Here is an 18,891-nt window from a genome sequence, read left to right as displayed (position 1 = left end):
CGCACATTGAGAACACAGACATGGCTCATATTCCTCAAATCAGGATTCCCGCGACCTACATGCGCGGCGGCACCAGCAAGGGCGTGTTCTTCCGGCTGCAAGATCTGCCGGACGCCGCGCAGACGCCGGGCGCCGCGCGCGACGCGCTGCTGCTGCGCGTGATCGGCAGCCCCGATCCGTACGGCAAGCAGATCGACGGGATGGGCGGCGCGACGTCGTCCACCAGCAAGACGGTGATCGTGTCGAAGAGCACGCGGCCGGGGCACGACGTCGACTACCTGTTCGGTCAGGTCGCGATCGACCGCGCGTTCGTCGACTGGACCGGCAACTGCGGCAACCTGTCGGCGGCGGTCGGCCCGTTCGCGATCAGCGGCGGGCTGGTGGATCCGGCGCGCGTGCCGCGCGATGGCGTCGCGACCGTGCGGATCTGGCAGGCGAACATCGGCAAGACGATCATCGCCCATGTGCCGATCACGAACGGCGCGGTGCAGGAGACGGGCGACTTCGAGCTGGACGGCGTCACGTTCCCGGCCGCCGAGGTGCAGCTCGAATTCATGGACCCGGCCGCCGAGGAAGAAGGCGCGGGCGGCGCGATGTTCCCGACCGGCAACCTCGTCGACGATCTCGCGGTGCCGGGCATCGGCACGCTGAAGGCGACGATGATCAACGCAGGCATCCCGACGATCTTCGTCGACGCGGAAGCGATCGGCTACACGGGCACGGAGCTGCAGGACGCGATCAACGGCGACCCGAAGGCTCTCGACAAATTCGAGACGATCCGTGCGCACGGCGCATTGCGGATGGGCCTGATCGACACGCTCGACGAAATCGCGACGCGGCAGCACACGCCGAAGATCGCGTTCGTCGCGAAGCCGGCCGACTACGTCGCGTCGAGCGGCAAGCGCGTGAACGCGGGCGATGTCGACCTGCTGGTGCGCGCGATGTCGATGGGCAAGCTGCACCACGCGATGATGGGCACGGCGGCGGTCGCGATCGGCACGGCCGCGGCGATCCCCGGCACGCTCGTCAATCTCGCGGCGGGCGGCGGCGAACGCCACGCGGTGCGCTTCGGCCATCCGTCGGGCACGCTGCGCGTCGGCGCGGAAGCGCGGCGCGAGAACGGCGAGTGGACCGTCACGAAGGCGATCATGAGCCGCAGCGCGCGCGTGTTGATGGAAGGCTGGGTGCGGGTGCCGGGGGATGCGTTCTGATGCTCGGCGGGTAGCGCGTGCAAACCGGCGCCGCCGACCCTTGAGCGATCCCTGCGCGGCGGACCTGCTGCGCAGGGATTTTTTGTTTCGCGTATGCGTGACGGAGGCAATCCGGCACGCAAGGCGCCGGACCTGAGTCCGTCACGAAGCGCGGACGGCGGCCGATAGCGCAGCATGGAATTGGCGTCAGCGCCAACGCGCCAACGCGCCAACGCGCCAACGCTGGCCGACCGCGAAGCATGGGGTCGGCGTAAGCGCTAAAGCGCTAGCGCTGATCGACAGGAGAATCGCATGTCACTCGCCGCGCCGCTTGCCGGCATCCACATCGTCGAATTCGAAGGGCTCGGCCCCGGCCCGCTCGCGGGCTGGATGCTCGCCGGCATGGGCGCGCGCATCACGCTGATCGCGCGCCCGTCCGGCCGAACCAGCGCGCCGGACGCGCTGCGGGCTCGCGACGGCGATCTGCTGCGCGAAGGCAAGACGATCGTCGAACTCGACCTGAAGGCGCCGGCCGGGCGTGACGCCGCGCTCGATCTGATCGCGCAAGCCGATGCGCTCATCGAGGGCTTGCGGCCCGGCGTGATGGAGCGGCTGGGCCTCGGGCCCGACGTTTGCGCGCGCCGCAATCCGACGCTGGTCTACGGGCGCATGACCGGCTGGGGCCAGGATGGACCGCTGGCAGCCGCGGCCGGGCACGACCTGAACTACGTCGCGCTGACCGGGCTGCTGTCGCTGTCCGCGCCGCGCGACGGTCGGCCCGGCGTGCCGCCGACGGTCGTCGGCGATGCGGGCGGCGCGCTCGGGCTCGCGTTCGGCATCGTCTGCGCATTGCTCGACGTGCGCGGCGGCGGCCCGGGGCGGGTGGTCGACGGCGCGATCGTCGACATCGTGTCGATGCTCGGTTCGCTCGCGCTGTGGGCGCGCGCGAACGGCCAGCTCGACGGCGCGCAGCCGAGCCTGTTCCACGACGCGCCGTTCTACGACGTGTATCGCTGCGCGGACGGCGAATGCGTGACGATCGGCGCGCTCGAACCGCCGTTCTATGCGCTGCTGGTCGAACGGCTCGGGCTGACCGACGTCGATCCCGCGTCGCAGTACGACCGGGCGCGCTGGCCCGCGCTGAAGGCGCGTTTCGCGGACGTGTTCGCGCGGCAGCCGTCCGCGCACTGGCGCGCGCTGCTCGAAGGCACCGATGCGTGTTTCGCGCCGGTGCTGAGCGTGGCCGACGCGGCCGTGCACCCGCACAACGCGGCGCGCGGGATCTATCGGACGGATGAGCACGGGAACGTGCGGGCGCGGGTGGCGCCGCGGTTTTTGCCGCTGGTGGGGGACGACGCGGCCTAGCGGCGCGACTTGGGCGCCAGGCGGCCGCGATATTGGGCGCCGGCCGTTCAGGCCGTTCTCACGCCGTTTCCACCGGCGCATCCGGCATCTTGCCGTCGCCGACGCGGTTGATCGTGCCTTGCGCGATCGCGACGAGCCGCTCGTGATCGCCGTCGATGACGAACACATGGCACTGGCAGGTCGCCTGGTGCCGGCCAGCGTAGACGAGCTTCGCGCGGGCGACGAGCGTGCCGTTCACGGCCGGCCGCAGATAGTTGATCTTGTATTCGGCGGTGATCACGCGCGGGCCGAGCACGAGCGCGCCGGCGAACGTCAGCGCGTTGTCCGCGAGATAGCTGATGACGCCGCCGTGCACGAAACCGTGCTGCTGCCGCAATTCCTCGCGCACGGGCAGGCACAGCGACACTTCGTTGTCGCCGATGTGCATCAGCTCCGTGCCCAGCAGCATGCTGAACGGCTGCGCGCGCAATGCGCCGCGCGCGTGGTCCGTGATGTCGGTCATCGAACTTTCCTTCGAAATGAGTGCCCGCTTGCGCTGAACTCTAGGAAGGGGGCTCCGGATAAGCAAGGAAATTCGTCCGCGTTTCGTGCAAATCCCGGCGCGATGCAACGCGATTATTGCGTCGAATACACAAGATCTCCGCGTTTGCGGGCGATTCGACGCGAATGCGCGAGCGAAGCGCGCACTTGACCTGCGTTGCCGCTGATTCCGCCTAAAGTCCGACGAAGAAATGCCGCTAATGCCGGGGCATCGCCTCATCGTCCGCTCTCCAGGAATCCCCCATGTTCGGAAAAATCAAGCTCGCGTCGGGTCTGCTCGGCGTGTTGACCGTGTTCTGTCTCTTCCTGTTCGCGATCGAAGCGCTCGGCTTCTGGGCGCTCACGTCGACGCGCAGCGGCGTCGACGATCTGTCGAATGTCGCGATCGCGCAGGTCGACGCGGCCAGCCGGGCGACCGAGCAACTGCTCGACGCGCGCATCAACCTGTCGCGTGCCGGCACGCGGATGGTGCGCGGCGGGCCGAAGCCCGAAGACATCATCCGCCACGCGGGCACGTCGCTCGCGCAAGCGGACAAGGCGTTCGCCGTACTGACGGCCGCGCAGGCGGTCGACGACACCAACCGCGCGCGCGTCGCGGCGCTCACCGAGCGCTATCGCGCGCTGCGCGGCGCGCTGGGCGAACTCGTGCAGTTCCTCGACGCCGACAACATCCAGGCGTTCCTCGACCAGCCGACCCAGGGCTTCCAGGACGCGTACATCGCCGAGCTGCATCGCTTCACCGACTATGGCGGCACGTCGAGCCGCGCGGCGCTCGACACCATCGACGGCGGCATGCTGTGGTTCAAGTCGGTCGGCATCGTGCTGCTGGTGGCGATGCTCGCGGCGAGCGCGGCGATCTACGCGGCCGCGCGGCGCGCGGTCGTCGCGCCGCTGGAGCAGGCCGGCCGCCATTTCGAGCGGATCGCGCAAGGCCGTCTCGACGAAGCCGTGCAGGCGGGCGGCGTGTTCGAGATCGACCGGATGCTGCGCGGCCTCGCCGCGATGCAGACGAGCATCGCGGGCACCGTGCGCACGGTGCGCCAGGCGTCCGACGCGATTCACCTCGGCGCGGGCGAGATCGCGGGCGGCAACGCCGACCTGTCGGCGCGCACGGGCACACAGGCCGCGTCGCTCGAGGAAACCGCCGCGAGCATGGAGGAACTGACCGCGACGGTCCGGCAGAACACCGACAGCGCCCGCGCGGCGAGCGCGCTGGCCGACGCGGCGCTCGAAGCGACGAGCCACGGCGGCGGCGTGGTCGACAGCGTGATCGACCGGATGCGCGGCATCGCGCAGAGTTCGGGGCGGATCGCGGAGATCATCTCGGTGATCGACGGCATCGCGTTCCAGACCAACATCCTCGCGCTGAACGCGGCGGTCGAGGCCGCGCGGGCCGGCGAACAGGGGCGCGGCTTCGCGGTGGTCGCGGGCGAAGTGCGTTCGCTCGCGCAGCGCAGCGCGCAATCGGCGAAGGAGATCAAGGCGTTGATCGAGGATTCGGTCGCGCAGATCAACGGCGGTGCGGCGCTCGTCGAGCGCGCCGGCGACGCGATGCGCACGGTGTCGGCGTCGATCACGCGGGTCGTGCAGACGATGTCGGAGATAACCGCGGCGTCGGTCGAGCAGAGCGTCGGGATCGAGCAGGTGAACCAGGCCGTCACGCAGATGGATCAGCTCACGCAGCAGAACGCGGCGCTGGTCGAGGAAGTCGCGGCGGCCGCCGCGTCGCTGAACGACCAGACCGCGCACCTGATGCAGGCGGTGTCGGTGTTCGAACTGGGCGACGGGCGCGCCGCGCATGGCGAGCGCGCGGCGCCGTCGTTCGCCGCGGCGGGTTACGCGCCGGTCGGCAGCGCCGCGTAGGCGGTCGCGAGGTGGTAGGGCGTCGTCGACGGCATGTCGGCGCGCGACACCTGCCCGTCCGCCGTCTTGCACTCGAACCAGCCGCGCGGATGCAGGAAGCGCGCGGCGAACCGCTCGATCTGCCGCGCGAGCGGCGCGGAGGCCGGCGTGCCGCCGTGCGTCGCCAGCGCGCGCAGGTATTCGGTCTGCGCCCAGATCCGCTGCGTGCCGTCGATGCATGCGCCGTGCGCGTCGAGCGCCGCGCACACGCCGCCCGTCCGCGGATCGACGCCGTACTGCTCGGCGAACGCGAACGCGCGCGACAGCGCGGCGGGCAGCCCGGTCCGCGCGAGCCGCGCACCGGCCGCATCCACCAGATAGAACCACTCGAACTGATGGCCGGGCTCGAAACGGTTGTCGGCCGCGCCGAGCGGCAGCTCGGCCACGCAGCCGGTCGCCGCATCGACGAACGTGCGCTCGACGGCCTGCGCGGTGCGCGCGAGCGCATCGTCGAACGCGGTATCGCCGAACGCATCGGCGGCCGCGAGCCACGCTTCGGTCAGATGCATCAGCGGATTCTGCAGCGCGCCGCTGCCGGACGACGAGAAATCGGCGTGGCGCGCGGCATCGAGCAGCGCGTCGCCGGGGCGCGGCGCGAAGCGGTCCTGGATCAGCGCGGCGGTTGCTTCGGCCACCGTGCGCGCGGCGGCGTCGCCCGACGCCGCATGCCACGCGGCGCATGCGAACACGATGAACGCATGCGTATAGAGATCCTTGGTCGTATCGAGCGGCGCGCCCTGCGCGTCGACGCTGTAGATCCAGCCGCCGTGGCGCGGGTCGCGAAAGTGCCGGCACAGCGCGTCGAACAGCGTGGCCGCGTGCGCGGTGTCGCCGGCCTGCGCGAACACGAACAGTTGCCTTGCGCACGCCATTGCGCGATAACGGGTCACGGGCAGCGGCGCATGGGTGGCCGGATCGACGGCCTCGAACGGCAGTTGCAATGCTGGGTCGAACCCTGAACCCCGCCAGATCGGCAAGACGACGTGCGCGAAATGGTGGCGCAGCTGGGCGGCCTGGGCGGAAGCGGAGTCGGAAACGGACATGGCGGGGTTGAGCGCTTGGATCGAAACGTGTCGGCGCGGCCCGGAGAATCGGCGCGGCCGGGGCCAAGGATAAAACATTCCGCGCGGCCGGCACCAAAAAAAGGAGAGAAATAGGATGCTCAGCAACCTGGAACTCGTGATGCGGCTCGTTCTCGCGGCGGCGCTCGGCAGCGTCATCGGCTTCGAGCGCGAGCGCCTGTCGTGGGCGGCCGGCCTGCGCACGCACATGCTGGTGTGCGTCGGCTCGACCCTGATCATGATCGTGTCGGCGTTCGGTTTCGCCGACGTGCTCGGCACCAGCGACCACGTCGTGCTCGATCCGTCGCGGATCGCCGCGCAGGTCGTGTCGGGCATCGGTTTCCTCGGCGCGGGCTCGATCCTGCTGCGCGGCGAGATCGTGCGCGGGCTGACGACGGCCGCGAGCCTGTGGTCGGTCGCCGCGATCGGCCTGGCGGTGGGCGGCGGGCTCTATGTCGCGTCCATTTCGGCGACCATCATCATCCTGATCATCCTGGCCGGCATCAAGCCGCTGGAGCGGCGCTATTTCACGGTGCGCCAGCGGCGCCAGCTCGCGTTGACGGTGGCCGGCGGCACGCTGACGTTCGATTCGCTGCATGCGGCGCTCGGCCCCGACAGTGCGCGCGTGAAGCAGTTCATCGTGCAGCGCGCGGACGACACGGGCGAGCAGGACGAGGTGCGCATCGCGCTGGCGCGCGTGTCGGAACTCGAATACAAGGCGATCTGCGACAAGCTGCGCGCGCTGCCGGGCGTCACGCGTTTCGACGGCGGGAACGGGCTGTCGGGCGACGAATAGCGTGAATCGGTTGCGGGGCGTGCGACAATGGCCGATCACCGATTCCGTTCGACATCCGGGTCCGCGCTTGCGGGCCCCGCCATCCGATTTCCATGACCGAATCCGTTTCCACGCCTCGCTCCCGCTCCCGTTCCACCCGTTCGTCGGCCCGTTCGCGCCAGCGCTCGGCCGCTGCCGCAGGCAGCACGTCCGCCCGGGCGACGGCACGATCCGGCAGCGCGCCGGCCGGCGACGCGCCGCGCGACGAACGGACGCTCGACCTGTTCGGCGATCCGGTGCTCGAGCCGGGCGAGCGCATGCCGGTGGCGGCGCACGATGAAGCGAGCGTGGAGGGCGATGCGGCAGCCGGTGTCGACGACGGTCGACAGGCCATGCTGGACGGGTTCAGTCCGCCAGCGGATGCGGCCGTGGCAACGCGTGCGGAAGCGGAGAGTGCGGCGGCGACGGTTGCGGCGGTCGAGGCCGTTTCGACGCCTGAAGGCGGGACGGCCGCGAACGTCTACAGCGCATCCGCAGAGCGTCTTGCAGCGCAGGCCGCCGATTTGCCCGCGGGCGCTGGCGCCGCCACGAAGATCGATGGTCCCGTGATCGACGGTGCCGCGAAGGCGGCGACGAAGCTGCAAGCCGCCGATGGCGTTGCGGCGCGGACGGTCGAATCGCAAGCAGCAGACGCCGAAGCCGCGCAGCCTGCAGTCGAGGCGGCGGTCGTCAAATCCCGCGAAGGGAAATCTTCCGGTGATGCCGCGAAGGAACGCCGCGCGTCGTCGGGCGGCAAACGCCGGGCGGCTGCCGGTGCCAACGAAGCGGCGGCGACGCCGGCCGTGCCGGTTGCGCCGAGCGTCGATTCGAAGCCGGAAGCGGTCGATTCGAACCCGCCGTCGGTCCCGGCTGCGCCGGCCGAGCCGCAGACGCAGGCACCGTCCGCACAGCCGCCCGAACCGGTCATCGCCACGCCATTCGCGAAGCCTCGCGACGCAGCGGCGCAGCCCGACGCTTCGCCGTCGCCGGTTGCACAGCCGGTGGCATCCGTCGCGTCGTTCGTGACCAGGCCATCGTCCGAGCGTACGCAACCGGCCGCGCCGGCCTTCGATCCGGACACCCACCTGCGCCCGCTGACCGACCGGCTCGCCGCGCTGCAGGCCGACGTCGACGGCCTGACCCGCGCGGCCGATCGCGAGATGCGCCGCGTCAACCGCTTGCTGCTCGCGCTGGCCGTCGTCGTGCTGGCGGGGCTCGTCGCGCTGGTGCTGCAAACGCGGCAGATCGCGCATCTGAAGCAGGACGTCGCCACCAAGCAGCAACGGATCGATCGTCTCGCGGCCGACCTGTCGACGCAGCAGGCCACGCTGATGACGCTCGAGGAGCACCACGAAGCGCTGCTGTCGCAAGTCGACCGGCTGCAACGCAACGCGAACCGCGAGGCGGCCGTCGCAAAGCGGGTCCGCCGCACGCGTTAATCGTTTCGACCCTATCCCGGAAGCCCGGCGCAGCAAGGATCGCCGTTTCGCACCGACGCGCGGCTGTCGCGTGCGTGCGGCAAACCGATGCAGCGCACTGGCAGAGTTAAGGGAAAACCCTTAGAATGGAGGTCATCTAAGGGAAAACCCTAGTCACATCTGTCAGGAGTCTCACATGAGCTTCATCCTCGCCCTGCTGCAAAAGATCGACGACCTGTTCGTGTCCCCGCACCTGCCGCTCGACGCCGAATACTCGTACGCCGCGCGTCGTGCCGAAGCCGAGCGCGTGCGTCGTGCGCACCTCGTGCCGATCGTCCTGTACCGTCGCTGATTCGCTGATTCGCTGATTCGCTGATTCGCTGATTCGCTGATTCGCTGATTCGCTGATTCGGCGCGGCGTCCGCCGCACCTGCCTGCCCGTGTCCACCGCCGCATCGCGCGCCGGTGCGAGTGTCCCGCTACACTGGAAGTCCGATTCCGTTCACGGCGACCGGGCCATGTTGCAGATGCGGCCGATGACGGCCGGCGAATTCCACGCGTACCGCACGCGAGCCATCGACGGCTACGCGCGCGACCTCGTTTCCTCCGGACAAAATGCTGTCGAAGACGCGCCCGACCGTGCGCGCGCCTGTTTCGACACGCTGCTGCCGGACGGCCTGCTGACCGCCGGCCAGACCCTCGTCACACTCATCGATGGCGCCAGCGGCGACACGGTGGGCGACCTCTGGTACGCGATCGTCCCCGAAGGGCCGAACCGCACGCTGTTCATCTACGACCTCGACATCGTCCCGTCCCGGCGCCGCCAGGGCTGGGCCACGCGCGCGCTCGATGCGCTCGATGCCGAGGCGCGCCGGTACGGCGTCACCGAGATCGGGCTGTCGGTCTTCAATCACAACGCGGCGGCGCGTGCGCTGTATCGTGCATGCGGCTTCGCGCCGATCACGACGACGTTGATCAAACCGGTCGTGTCGAACTGAATCCGCCGGCATCGCGATGCATCGTCACGTGCTGTCGGTTCGGCGCACTGCGTAGCCGGCTGTCTTCCCGATCCTTCCTGCCGATCGAACGCCGAACGGCCCGTTCGGCCGTCCGCCATTCACCGCTTGCCGCCTCAACGCGCGCGGCCTTTCCATCTCCGCAGCAGCAGCGCGTTGGTTACGACGCTGACGCTGGAAAACGCCATCGCCGCGCCCGCGATCACCGGGTTCAACAAGCCGAGCGCCGCGAGCGGCACGCCGACGAGGTTGTACACGAACGCCCAGAACAGGTTCTGCTGGATCTTGCGGTACGTGCGCTTCGAGATGTCGATCGCGTCGGCGACGAGCGCCGGGTCGCCGCGCATCAGCGTGATGCCGGCCGTGTGCATCGCGACGTCGGTGCCGGTCGCCATCGCGATGCCGACGTCCGCCGCGGCGAGCGCGGGCGCATCGTTGATCCCGTCGCCGACCATCGCGACGACGCCGCCGTGCGTGCGCTTCAGCTCGGCGACGACGCGTGCCTTGTCGTCGGGCAGCACCTGCGCGTGCACTTCGCCGATGCCGAGCGCCGCCGCGACGGCCGCCGCGCTGCCACGGTTGTCGCCCGTCACGAGTGCGCTCGCGACGCCGCGCGCCGACAGCGCCGCGATCGCGTCGCGGGCGCCCGGCTTCACGGTGTCGCCGAATGCGATCAGCGCGAGCACCGCGCGCGGCGCATCGGCGCGCATCAACCACGAGATCGTGTTGCCGGCGCGTTCGAGTTCCGCCGCGCGCGCGTCGAGCGCCGGCGGTACCGCGATGCCGAGTTCGTCGCGCCAGCGCGTACTGCCGAGCGCAAGTTGTTGCCCGCCGACGTGCGCTTCCACGCCGCGCCCGGCCACCGCGCGCGCATCGGTCGCGACGACCGGCGCGGCTGCGCCGCCCTGTGCGGCCACGTCGGCGTCATGCGCGGCGACCACCGCGCGCGCGAGCGGATGGTCGCTCTGCCGCTGCACGGCCGCCGCGAGCGCGAGCGCTTCGTCGCGCGGCACGCCGACGGCGTCGAACGCCGTCACGGACGGTTTGCCTTCGGTCAGCGTACCGGTCTTGTCGAACGCGATCACGGTCGTGCGCTGCGCGAGTTCGAGCGCCTGCGCGTCCTTGATCAGCACGCCGTGCCGGGCCGCGACGCCGGTGCCGGCCATGATCGCGGCCGGCGTCGCGAGACCGAGCGCGCACGGGCAGGCGATCACGAGCACCGCGACCGCGTTGAGGATCGCGGTTTCCATCCCGGCGCCGGCGATCAGCCAGCCGACCAGCGTCAGCACGGCGATGCCGAGGATCGCCGGCACGAACACCTCGCTGACGCGATCGACGAGCCGCTGGATCGGCGCCTTCTCGGCCTGCGCGGATTCGACGAGGCGGATGATGCGCGCGAGCGTCGTCTCCGCGCCGATCGCGGTGGTTGCGACGACGAGCGCGCCTTCGCCGTTGATCGAGCCGGCCGTGACGGCGTCGCCGTCGTCCTTCGGCACGGGCAGGCTTTCGCCGGTGATCAGCGATTCGTCGATGTGCGAGCGGCCCGACACGATCCGCCCGTCGACCGGCACGCGCTCGCCGGGCCGGATGCTGACGTGCGTGCCGACACGCACCTGCGACAGCGGCACGTCGCGTTCGACGCCGTGCTCGACGACCCGCGCGCGGTCGGGGCGCAGCGCGTTCAGCGCACGGATCGCTTCGGTGGTCTGGCGCTTCGCGCGCGATTCGAGCCACTTGCCGAAGCGCACGAGCGTGACGATGACGGCCGACGCTTCGAAATACAGATGGCCCGGATGCGCGGGATCGCGCAGCAGCATCCACAGGCTCAGCCCGTACGCGGCCGACGTGCCGAGCGCGACGAGCAGGTCCATGTTGCCGGTGCGCGCCTTCACCGCATGCCAGGCCGCGCGATAGAAGCGTGCGCCGAAGCCGAACTGCACGATCGACGCGAGCACGAGCTGGAGCCAGCCGGGCAGCATCAGGTCGAGGCCGAACGGCGCGGCGAGCATCGGCGCGACGAGCGGCGCGCTCAGCACGGCGGCGCCGATCACGAGGTTGCGTTCGCGGATGGCCTCGCGGCGCTTGCGTGCGTCGGCGTCCGGCGCGGGGCCGGCCGGTTGCGCGTCGGCGCCGGCCGTTGCGCCGGCGGGTGACGCGGCGGGAAGCGATGCATGGTAGCCGGCCGCGGTGACTGCGGCGATCAGCGCGGCGGCGTCGAGTGCGCCGGCGCCGTGCACCGACGCGCGCTCGGTCGCGAGATTGACCGTCGCGCGCGCGACGCCCGGCACGGCGGCCAGCGCTTTTTCGACGCGGCCGGCGCAGGACGCGCAGGTCATGCCGCCGATGTCGAGTTCGACGTCGGCGGCCGCGGAAGTGGCGGGGGCCGCAGGCGTGGCGACGGCCGCCGGTGTCGCGCCGTAGCCGGCCTGTTTCACCGCTTCGGCAAGCTGGGCGGCGGATACGTCGGCCGACGCGTCGACCGTCGCGCGTTCAGTTGCCAGGTTGACCGAGGCGCGCGTGACGCCCGGCACTTTCGCGAGCGCCTTCTCGACACGCGACACGCACGACGCGCAGGTCATCCCGTCGATGTCGAGTTCGATGCTCGCGGGCGTAGCGGGGCGGGTCGGGGCGGCGGCCGGGGCATTGGTATCCGACGCTGTCGGCGTCGCGCCATAGCCGGCCTGTTTCACGGCATCTGCCAATTGCGCGGCGGAAACCCCGGCCGACGCGTCGACCGTCGCGCGTTCGGTCGCCAAGTTGACCGAGGCGCGCGTGACGCCCGGCACCTTCGCGAGCGCCTTTTCGACGCGCGACACACATGACGCGCAGGTCATGCCATCGATATCGAGTTCGATCGTCGCGGCGGCGGCCGGCGCAGGCGACGTTGCTTCGCGCGCCGCCGGCGTGGCCACACCGGCTTCGACGGCCGCTTCGCGCACCGCTGCGTGGTAGCCGGCCTCACGGATCGCGTCGACGAGCCGGTCGGGCTCGACCGTGTCCTGAGCGGTGACCGTCGCCGCCTGTGCATCGAGATCGACCGCCGCATCGACGACGCCCGGCACGGCGGCCAGCGCGCGCTGCACGCGGCCCGTGCAGCCGCCGCAATGCATGCCGTCGACGCTCAGCGCGATCGTTTGCCGTGCCGCGGAGGCAAGTGGTTCAGTCATGTCGGATTCCCCAAAAGCGCGGTTTGTGCCGCGAATGGTTCCAGTATCAACATTCCCATGATGGTAAGGTCAAGCGCCGGCGACGATGCGACGCAGGTCGATGCACACAGGTTGTCACAACGCGGAAAAAGCGATCGCCCGGCTTCCGGACGGACGACCGGGCGACCGAGCGTGCCGGGGTGTGTGCGCTCAGGCGCAGAGCTTGGCGCTTGCGAGGCGATTGAGGCTGACGCCTTGCTCGGCGGCCTGGATGACCAGCGCGCGGTGCGCCTGCGGCGGGATGCGGACCTTGAATTCGCCGCTGTAGGTTCGGTCGGCGATCGGTTCGGGCACGGTCTCGCCGTTCGCGGTCATCTCGCTCACGACGTCGGCGACGAGCCGGCGAATGCCGACCAGTGCGCCCTCCGGTGTTGCGTCGAGCCACGAAAGAGACGGGAATTCCGCGCAGAGGCCGACGTGCTCCCCGTCCTCCGGGGACCACGTTACGCGGTACGTAAAGTGGTCTTGGGTCATGATTTCTGTTCCTTCAGTCGATCGATCGCGTCGAGAACCTGCGAGATCTCGAACAGATCGATGAAGCGCACCTTCGCGGGCTTGCGCGTCATTTGGTCGAGGATTCTTCCATTCGCTTGGCGTAGCCTGTGGTGCCAATAGTGACACCATTGGTCGATCATCGTCGACGGCCCTCGTCCAGCCATCATTCCGGCGCGATGGCGCCGTTTCAGATTTTTGTCGAATCCTGTGCAATATTTCAGATTCGTTGATAGTTCGACTACCGTTTTACCCGTTATTCGGCATATTGGGGGATGCCCTTAGGCGCTATGATACCGGCCTGACATCAGCGCCCACCGTTACGAAACGTAGCGAAACGGTCATCCGGGTACGCTGGGGTGCCCTGTTTTAGCCGTTCGCGAGACGAACAGGGCGTTGACTGAAAAGAACGATATTCGGCCAGTAATCGATGATTGAAAACCAGCGAGAATCAGTTTCTCTGCGACGCGCGTGCGCGTCGCTGGCCATTGCGGCGTTGCTTGCAGGATGCGCGTCGCAACCGGACGCGATCCAGCGGAAAACCGGCTGGATGCGGGCGGAAGTTGCCGACTCCTATATCTATGCGTATCCGCTCGTGCTGATGGACGTCGCGAAGGAAGCCGCGACGGGCGGCGACGGCGCGCAACCGGGGCAGGCGCCGCTCAACACGCTGCGCCACGCGCAGGCGCTGCCGCCCGTCGGCGCGGTCAACCCGCCGCTGCCGGGCGTCGACACGCTCGACTCGACCGGCTGGCTCGACGTCGCCGCCGAACCCGTGATCGTCACGCTGCCCGACACGCGCGGCCGCTACTGGGACGCGCGTGCGCTCGACATGTGGACCAACGTGCTGTGGTCGTCGTCGAGCGTCGCCGCACGCGGCCCCCGTGGTGCCGGCCGATCGCAAACGATTGCCTTCGCCGCGAAGGACTGGCAAGGCACGTTGCCGAAGGGCGTGCTGCGTGTCGACGTGCCGTCCGCCAATGCGTGGCTCGAAGTGCGGTTGCAGACGAGCGGCGGGCGCGACCTGACGAACGTGAAGAAGCTGCAGCGCGCGATCCGCGTGGTGCCGCTGTCGGTGTACACCGGCGCCGAGCGTGGTGCGTCGGTCGCGGTCCATGCGGGCAGCGCGCCGTCCGAGGCGGTGGGGGGCGGCACGCCGGCCGAGCAGGTCGCCGCGCTCGATCCGAAGGCGTTCTTCACGCGCTTCGCGCGGGCGCTGCAGGACAATCCGGCGCCGGCCGACGACGCGCACGCGCAGGAATCGCTCGCCGACATCGGCGTGACGGCCGGCTACCCGGTGCTGTGGACGGGCGACCGTCTGACGGCCGCGACGGCCGGCGTCGCCGAGGCGCGCGCGCGGCTCGCGGCGGCGCCGTCGAACCTGCTGAACGCGAACGGCTGGAGCTGGATCGGCGATACGGCTGGCAAGTACGGCCAGGACTACGCACTGCGCGCGTACGCGGCCTACACGCAGTTCGGCACCGCGACGCGCGACGACGAGACGCTCGCGGTCGCCCGCGTCGACAGCGATGGCCATCCGCTGAACGGCGCGAACCGCTACGTATTGCATTTCGCGCCGGGCGCGCTGCCGCCGGTGCGCGCATTCTGGACACTCACGCCGTACACGACCAACGGCGCGCTGCCCGACGTCGGGTCGGCGCGCCGCTCGCTCGGCGATCGCGACCGGCTGCGCCGCAACCATGACGGCTCGATCGACATCGTCGTGTCGGCGTCGCCGGGCGGCACGCATGCGGCCAACTGGCTGCCGGCGCCGCGTACCGATTTCGCGCTCGCGTTGCGCCTGTACGCGCCGAAGCCGCAGGCGAGCGACGGGTCCTGGATGCCGCCCGTCATCGTCCGGAAATGAACGGTTGACCGCCGCCGTTGTCCGACCGGCGGGCGCTGCGGCGGCGCCCGACCTCCGTACCGTCACCTCCTGAGCCTATACTTTCGGGATAGCGTGCGCGGCCGCCCGGTTATCCGGTGCGGCCCGGCATCCATTCCCGAGGCATTCAAGCATGGCAAGCGCAGACAAAGAAACCGTACCCTCGACCCTCCATGCCCTCGGCGGCGTTGCACGCTCGCGCCGCACCCGGCGTATCGGCATCGGCGTGCTGATCTTCATCGTTTTATTCGGACTGCTCGGCTTCTTCGCGGCGCCGCCGCTGATCCGCCATGTCGCCGAACAGCAGTTGAGCAAGCAGCTCGACCGGCCGGCCACGATCCAGCGCATCGCGCTGAACCCGTACACGCTGAACCTCGAAGCCGACGGCATCCACCTCGGCGAGCGCGGCGGCCAGGGCGATTTCATCGACATCGGCAAGCTGGTCGTGCGGCCGTCGTGGTCGTCGCTGTTCCGCGGCGCGCCGATCGTCAACGAGGTCCGACTCGACTCGCCGCGCTTTCACATCGTCCGCTACGATGCGCAGCGCTTCAATTTCACCGACCTGATCGAGAAGTTCTCGTCGCCGACGCCGAAGCCCGACAGCAAGCCGACGCAATTCTCGGTGTCGAACATCCAGGTCAACGACGGCCGGATCGATTTCGACGATCGCCTGCTGAACGAAAAGCACGTGGTCGACAACTGGACGCTCGGCATCCCGTACATCGCGACGCTCGCCTCGAAGACCGACATCTTCGTCGAGCCGAAGCTGCGCGCGCGCTTCGACGGCAGCCCGATCTCGATCGACGGCAAGACCAAGCCGTTCGCGCAGTCGCGCGAATCGGAGATCGCGCTGAAGTTCGACCGCCTCGACGTGCCGAAGCTGATCTCGTACGTGCCGGCGAAGCTGCCGGTGGCCGTGACGAGCGGCCTGCTCAGCAGCAACCTCACGGTCAATTTCGTGATGAGCGGCGAGACGCCGGCGCTGCGCGTGTCGGGCACTGTCGACCTGAACGACGCGAAGGTGACCGACCGCGCGTCGGCGCCGCTGTTCGCCGCGCGCGGCGTGCACGTCGCGGCGGCCGGCCTCGAGCCGCTGCGCAACGCGATGCACTTCGACGAGATCCGGATCGACCGGCCGGTGGTCGACCTGTCGCGCGACAAGCAGGGCGTGCTGAACGTCGAGAAGCTCGTCGCGCAACCGGCCGCCGCGCCGAAGGTCGAGGCCGAGGCTGGCAAGCCGGCCGCGTCGGCCGTCGCCGCCGCAGCCGGTGCGTCCAGTGCGTCCGGCGCCGTCGCCGCCGCCAGCGGCGCGAAGGCCGAACGTAGCGCCGCCGCGAAGGAAGCGCCGCCGCTCGATCTGACGATCCGTCATGTCGCGATCGACGGCGGCACGATCAACGTCGACGACCGCGTGCCGGCGACGCCGACCGCGATGTCGCTGACGAAGCTCGCCGCGACGCTCGACGGTTTCTCGCTGCAGGGCAAGACGCCCGCGAAATACACGCTGTCGACGTCGCTGTCGCGCGGCGGCGACGTGACGGCCGAAGGCGCGTTCAATCTCGCCGCGAAGCAGGCCGACACGAAGCTGACGGTCGCCGCGCTCGCGCTGCCGGCGCTGCAGCCGTACCTCGGCGAGGCGACGCGCGCACGCGTGCTCGACGGCACGCTCGGCGCGACCGTCAACGCGAAGACCGACTGGGGCAAGACGCCGCTCGCCGCGGAAGTCGCCGACAGCACGGTCAGCCTGAAATCGCTGAAGATCGCCGCGCCGGACAACAAGGCGCCCGCGATCGTGCTGCCCGACGCGAGCGCGAAGATCGCGAAGGTCGACGTCGCGGCGCGCACCGCGGAGATCGCGAGCGTCGACGCAAGCGGGCTCGCGCTCGACGTGAAGCGCCTGAAGGACGGCAAGATCGATCTCGCGGCGCTCGCCGAACCCGCGCAGGCGGCGGTGCCGAAGCGCACGGTCGCGCGCAAGGCGCAGGCCGCCGCGCCGTCGTGGCACTACCGGATCGACGCGCTGAACGTGAAGGAGGCGTCCGCGAACTTCACCGACCTGTCGACGCCGCGTCCGGTGAAGCTGGCGATCAAGCCGCTGGAGCTGTCGGTGCAGAAGGTGAGCGACGACCTGACGAAGCCGCTGCCCGTGCAACTGAAAGCGACGCTGAACCGCAAGGGCTCGCTGAACGTGACGGGTGACGTGACCGCGCAGCCGCTGAAGCTCGGCCTGAAGATCAACGGCAACCGCCTCGACGCGGCCGCGTTCGAGCCGTACTTCGGCAGCGCGCTGAACGCGACGATCGCCAGCGCGCTGCTCAACGCGCAGGGCAACCTGACGTTCGCGCAGGTGAAGGACACGCCGCGCGCGACCTATCGCGGCGACGTCGCGCTGGTCGACGTGCGGATGCTCGACAAGGCGACGTCCGACCCGTTCGCCGGCTGGCGCTCGCTCGCGCTGTCGAACCTGAAGGCAAACTACGACGAGAAGGGCACCGACGTCGACGCCGCGCGCGTGACGTTCTCGAACTTCTACGGCCGCGTGCTGCTCGATGCGCAGGGGCGGCTGAACCTGAAGGACGTGGTCGCGAAGGAGACGGGCCCTGCGCAGTCGCTCACGCGCGACGCGAGCAAGGGCGAGCCCGTGCCGCTGTCGCCGGGCGTGACGCCGCCGGCCGCCGCGCAGGCCGCATCGGCCGCGGCCGCGCAGCAGGCGTCCGTGCCGGCCGCCGCGTCGGCGACGGTGGTCGTGAAGGCCGCGCCGCAGCCGCAGAACCCGGTGCGGATGCACTTCGGCGAACTGGTGCTGCAGAACGGCCGCGTCACGTACACGGACAACTTCATCAAGCCGAACTACACGGCGAACCTCGTCGCGATCAAGGGCACGGTCGGCGCGTTCGGCACGGATTCGACGACGTCCGCGCCGGTCGACGTCGCCGCGAACCTCGCGGGCAACGGGCCGATCTCGATCAAGGGCTCGGTGAACCCGCTGATCGAGAAGCCGGCCCTCGACCTCACGGCGACCGCGCACGACATCGAGCTGACCAACCTCACGCCGTATTCGGCGAAGTATGCGGGCTATCCGATCACGAAGGGCAAGCTCAACGTCGACCTGCACTACCAGCTCGCGAACGACCAGCTGTCGGCGAACAACCACATCTTCATCGATCAGCTGACGTTCGGCGATCGGGTCGAGAACGACACGGCGACGAAGCTGCCGGTGAAGCTCGCGATCTCGCTCTTGAAAAACACGCGCGGCCAGATCGACGTGAACCTGCCGGTGTCGGGCTCGCTGTCGAATCCGGAGTTCAGCGTCGGCGGGCTGATCTGGCATGCGGTGCTGAACCTGATCGCGAAGGCCGTCACGTCGCCGTTCACGCTGCTCGCGAATGCGTTCGGCGGAGGCGGCGAGGATCTCGGCTACGTCGAGTTCGCGCCGGGCTCGTATGCGCTGACCGACACGCAGCAGAAGAAGCTCGACACGGTCGTGAAGATGCTGACCGAGAAGCCGTCGATCCGCCTCGACCTGATCGGCCGCGTCGATCCGGCGCAGGACACGCCGGGGCTGCGCGACGCGTACGTCGAGCGGCTGGTGCGCCAGCAGAAGCTGAAGGACGTGGTCGGGCAGGGCGAGAGCGTCGATCCGATGTCGGTGAAGGTCGACAAGGCCGAATACTCGAAGTACCTGACGCGCGCGTACAAGGCCGCCGACTTCAAGAAGCCGCGCAACCTGGTGGGCCTGCAGAAGACGCTGCCCGATGCGGACATGAAGCAGGCGCTCGCCGATCATGCGCCGGCCGACGACAACGCGCTGCGTGCGCTCGCGCAGCAGCGCGCGCAGGCCGTGCGCCAGTACCTCGACGGCAAGATCGATTCGAGCCGCATGTTCGTCGTCGCGCCGAAGCTCGATGCGAAGGGCATCTCGGACAAGGGCGCGACGACCCGCGTCGACTTCGGGCTGCAGTAAGCGTTACCGCCGTCCGTCATCCCGCATCCGCCGCCGCG

Annotated in this window: 14 protein-coding genes; 9 read left to right on the top strand and 5 right to left on the bottom strand. The window is 69.8% G+C overall.

Annotated features, from left to right (window positions below; genetic code table 11):
• The first annotated feature begins 20 nt into the window (after window positions 1-20).
• Both prpF and H0X90_RS16080 read left to right on the top strand, forming a co-directional pair.
• Window positions 21-1,211 carry a 2-methylaconitate cis-trans isomerase PrpF gene (gene prpF, locus H0X90_RS16085; protein ID WP_034203171.1) on the top strand — a complete coding sequence of 397 codons (1,191 nt, stop codon included), beginning with the start codon at window positions 21-23 and terminating at the stop codon, window positions 1,209-1,211.
• A gap of 291 nt (window positions 1,212-1,502) precedes the next feature.
• Window positions 1,503-2,555 carry a CaiB/BaiF CoA-transferase family protein gene (locus tag H0X90_RS16080; protein WP_077189895.1) on the top strand — a complete coding sequence of 351 codons (1,053 nt, stop codon included), beginning with the start codon at window positions 1,503-1,505 and terminating at the stop codon, window positions 2,553-2,555.
• A 58-nt stretch (window positions 2,556-2,613) separates the two neighbouring features.
• Here H0X90_RS16080 and H0X90_RS16075 read toward each other — a convergent pair whose 3' ends face one another.
• The gene (locus H0X90_RS16075; RefSeq protein WP_006480333.1) at window positions 2,614-3,057 is read right to left on the bottom strand and encodes a PaaI family thioesterase; all 444 of its coding nucleotides are present in this window, start codon (window positions 3,055-3,057) and stop codon (window positions 2,614-2,616) included.
• 281 nt (window positions 3,058-3,338) lie between these two features.
• On the opposite strand from H0X90_RS16075, the gene H0X90_RS16070 reads away from it, so the two are divergent.
• Window positions 3,339-4,958, top strand: a complete 1,620-nt coding sequence (locus H0X90_RS16070; RefSeq protein ID WP_006481657.1) for a methyl-accepting chemotaxis protein — start codon at window positions 3,339-3,341, stop codon at window positions 4,956-4,958.
• Here the strand turns inward: H0X90_RS16070 and H0X90_RS16065 are convergent.
• Window positions 4,931-6,040: an AGE family epimerase/isomerase gene (locus tag H0X90_RS16065; RefSeq protein ID WP_043204485.1), complete on the bottom strand. Its 1,110-nt coding sequence runs from the start codon at window positions 6,038-6,040 to the stop codon at window positions 4,931-4,933. The two genes, H0X90_RS16070 and H0X90_RS16065, sit on opposite strands and share 28 nt — an antisense overlap.
• A gap of 115 nt (window positions 6,041-6,155) precedes the next feature.
• Between H0X90_RS16065 and H0X90_RS16060 the strand changes: the two genes are divergently transcribed.
• The 4 genes from H0X90_RS16060 to H0X90_RS16045 all read left to right on the top strand — a co-directional run bounded on the left by H0X90_RS16060 (window position 6,156) and on the right by H0X90_RS16045 (window position 9,288).
• The gene (locus H0X90_RS16060; protein WP_006481660.1) at window positions 6,156-6,854 is read left to right on the top strand and encodes an MgtC/SapB family protein; all 699 of its coding nucleotides are present in this window, start codon (window positions 6,156-6,158) and stop codon (window positions 6,852-6,854) included.
• A gap of 92 nt (window positions 6,855-6,946) precedes the next feature.
• Window positions 6,947-8,311, top strand: a complete 1,365-nt coding sequence (locus H0X90_RS16055) for a flagellar hook-length control protein FliK (protein WP_077189896.1) — start codon at window positions 6,947-6,949, stop codon at window positions 8,309-8,311.
• A gap of 175 nt (window positions 8,312-8,486) precedes the next feature.
• A complete protein-coding gene (locus tag H0X90_RS16050; RefSeq protein WP_006481665.1) occupies window positions 8,487-8,642 on the top strand; it encodes a hypothetical protein in 156 nt (51 codons plus the stop codon).
• Between the two features lie 166 nt (window positions 8,643-8,808).
• The gene (locus H0X90_RS16045; protein WP_034203175.1) at window positions 8,809-9,288 is read left to right on the top strand and encodes a GNAT family N-acetyltransferase; all 480 of its coding nucleotides are present in this window, start codon (window positions 8,809-8,811) and stop codon (window positions 9,286-9,288) included.
• A gap of 134 nt (window positions 9,289-9,422) precedes the next feature.
• Here the strand turns inward: H0X90_RS16045 and H0X90_RS16040 are convergent, their stop codons facing one another.
• The 3 genes from H0X90_RS16040 to H0X90_RS36325 all read right to left on the bottom strand — a co-directional run bounded on the left by H0X90_RS16040 (window position 9,423) and on the right by H0X90_RS36325 (window position 13,125).
• Window positions 9,423-12,473 carry a heavy metal translocating P-type ATPase gene (locus tag H0X90_RS16040; RefSeq protein WP_077188711.1) on the bottom strand — a complete coding sequence of 1,017 codons (3,051 nt, stop codon included), beginning with the start codon at window positions 12,471-12,473 and terminating at the stop codon, window positions 9,423-9,425.
• A 189-nt stretch (window positions 12,474-12,662) separates the two neighbouring features.
• A complete protein-coding gene (locus tag H0X90_RS16035; protein WP_006494366.1) occupies window positions 12,663-12,986 on the bottom strand; it encodes a type II toxin-antitoxin system HicB family antitoxin in 324 nt (107 codons plus the stop codon).
• An 88-nt stretch (window positions 12,987-13,074) separates the two neighbouring features.
• On the bottom strand, window positions 13,075-13,125 hold the full coding sequence (locus H0X90_RS36325; RefSeq protein WP_353739180.1) for a hypothetical protein: 51 nt from the start codon (window positions 13,123-13,125) through the stop codon (window positions 13,075-13,077).
• Between the two features lie 309 nt (window positions 13,126-13,434).
• Between H0X90_RS36325 and H0X90_RS16025 the strand changes: the two genes are divergently transcribed.
• Window positions 13,435-14,871: a DUF1254 domain-containing protein gene (locus tag H0X90_RS16025; protein ID WP_006486342.1), complete on the top strand. Its 1,437-nt coding sequence runs from the start codon at window positions 13,435-13,437 to the stop codon at window positions 14,869-14,871.
• A 151-nt stretch (window positions 14,872-15,022) separates the two neighbouring features.
• Window positions 15,023-18,853, top strand: coding sequence for a DUF748 domain-containing protein (locus tag H0X90_RS16020; protein ID WP_077188710.1), 3,831 nt, complete (start codon window positions 15,023-15,025; stop codon window positions 18,851-18,853).
• Window positions 18,854-18,891 lie beyond the last annotated feature (38 nt).

The sequence above is a fragment of the Burkholderia sp. 9775_39 genome, assembly GCF_015712225.1.
In the GTDB taxonomy this organism is placed as follows: domain Bacteria; phylum Pseudomonadota; class Gammaproteobacteria; order Burkholderiales; family Burkholderiaceae; genus Burkholderia; species Burkholderia cenocepacia.
The sequence above is the reverse complement of the archived record's forward strand: the minus strand, read 5'-3'. Positions and strand labels throughout refer to the sequence as shown.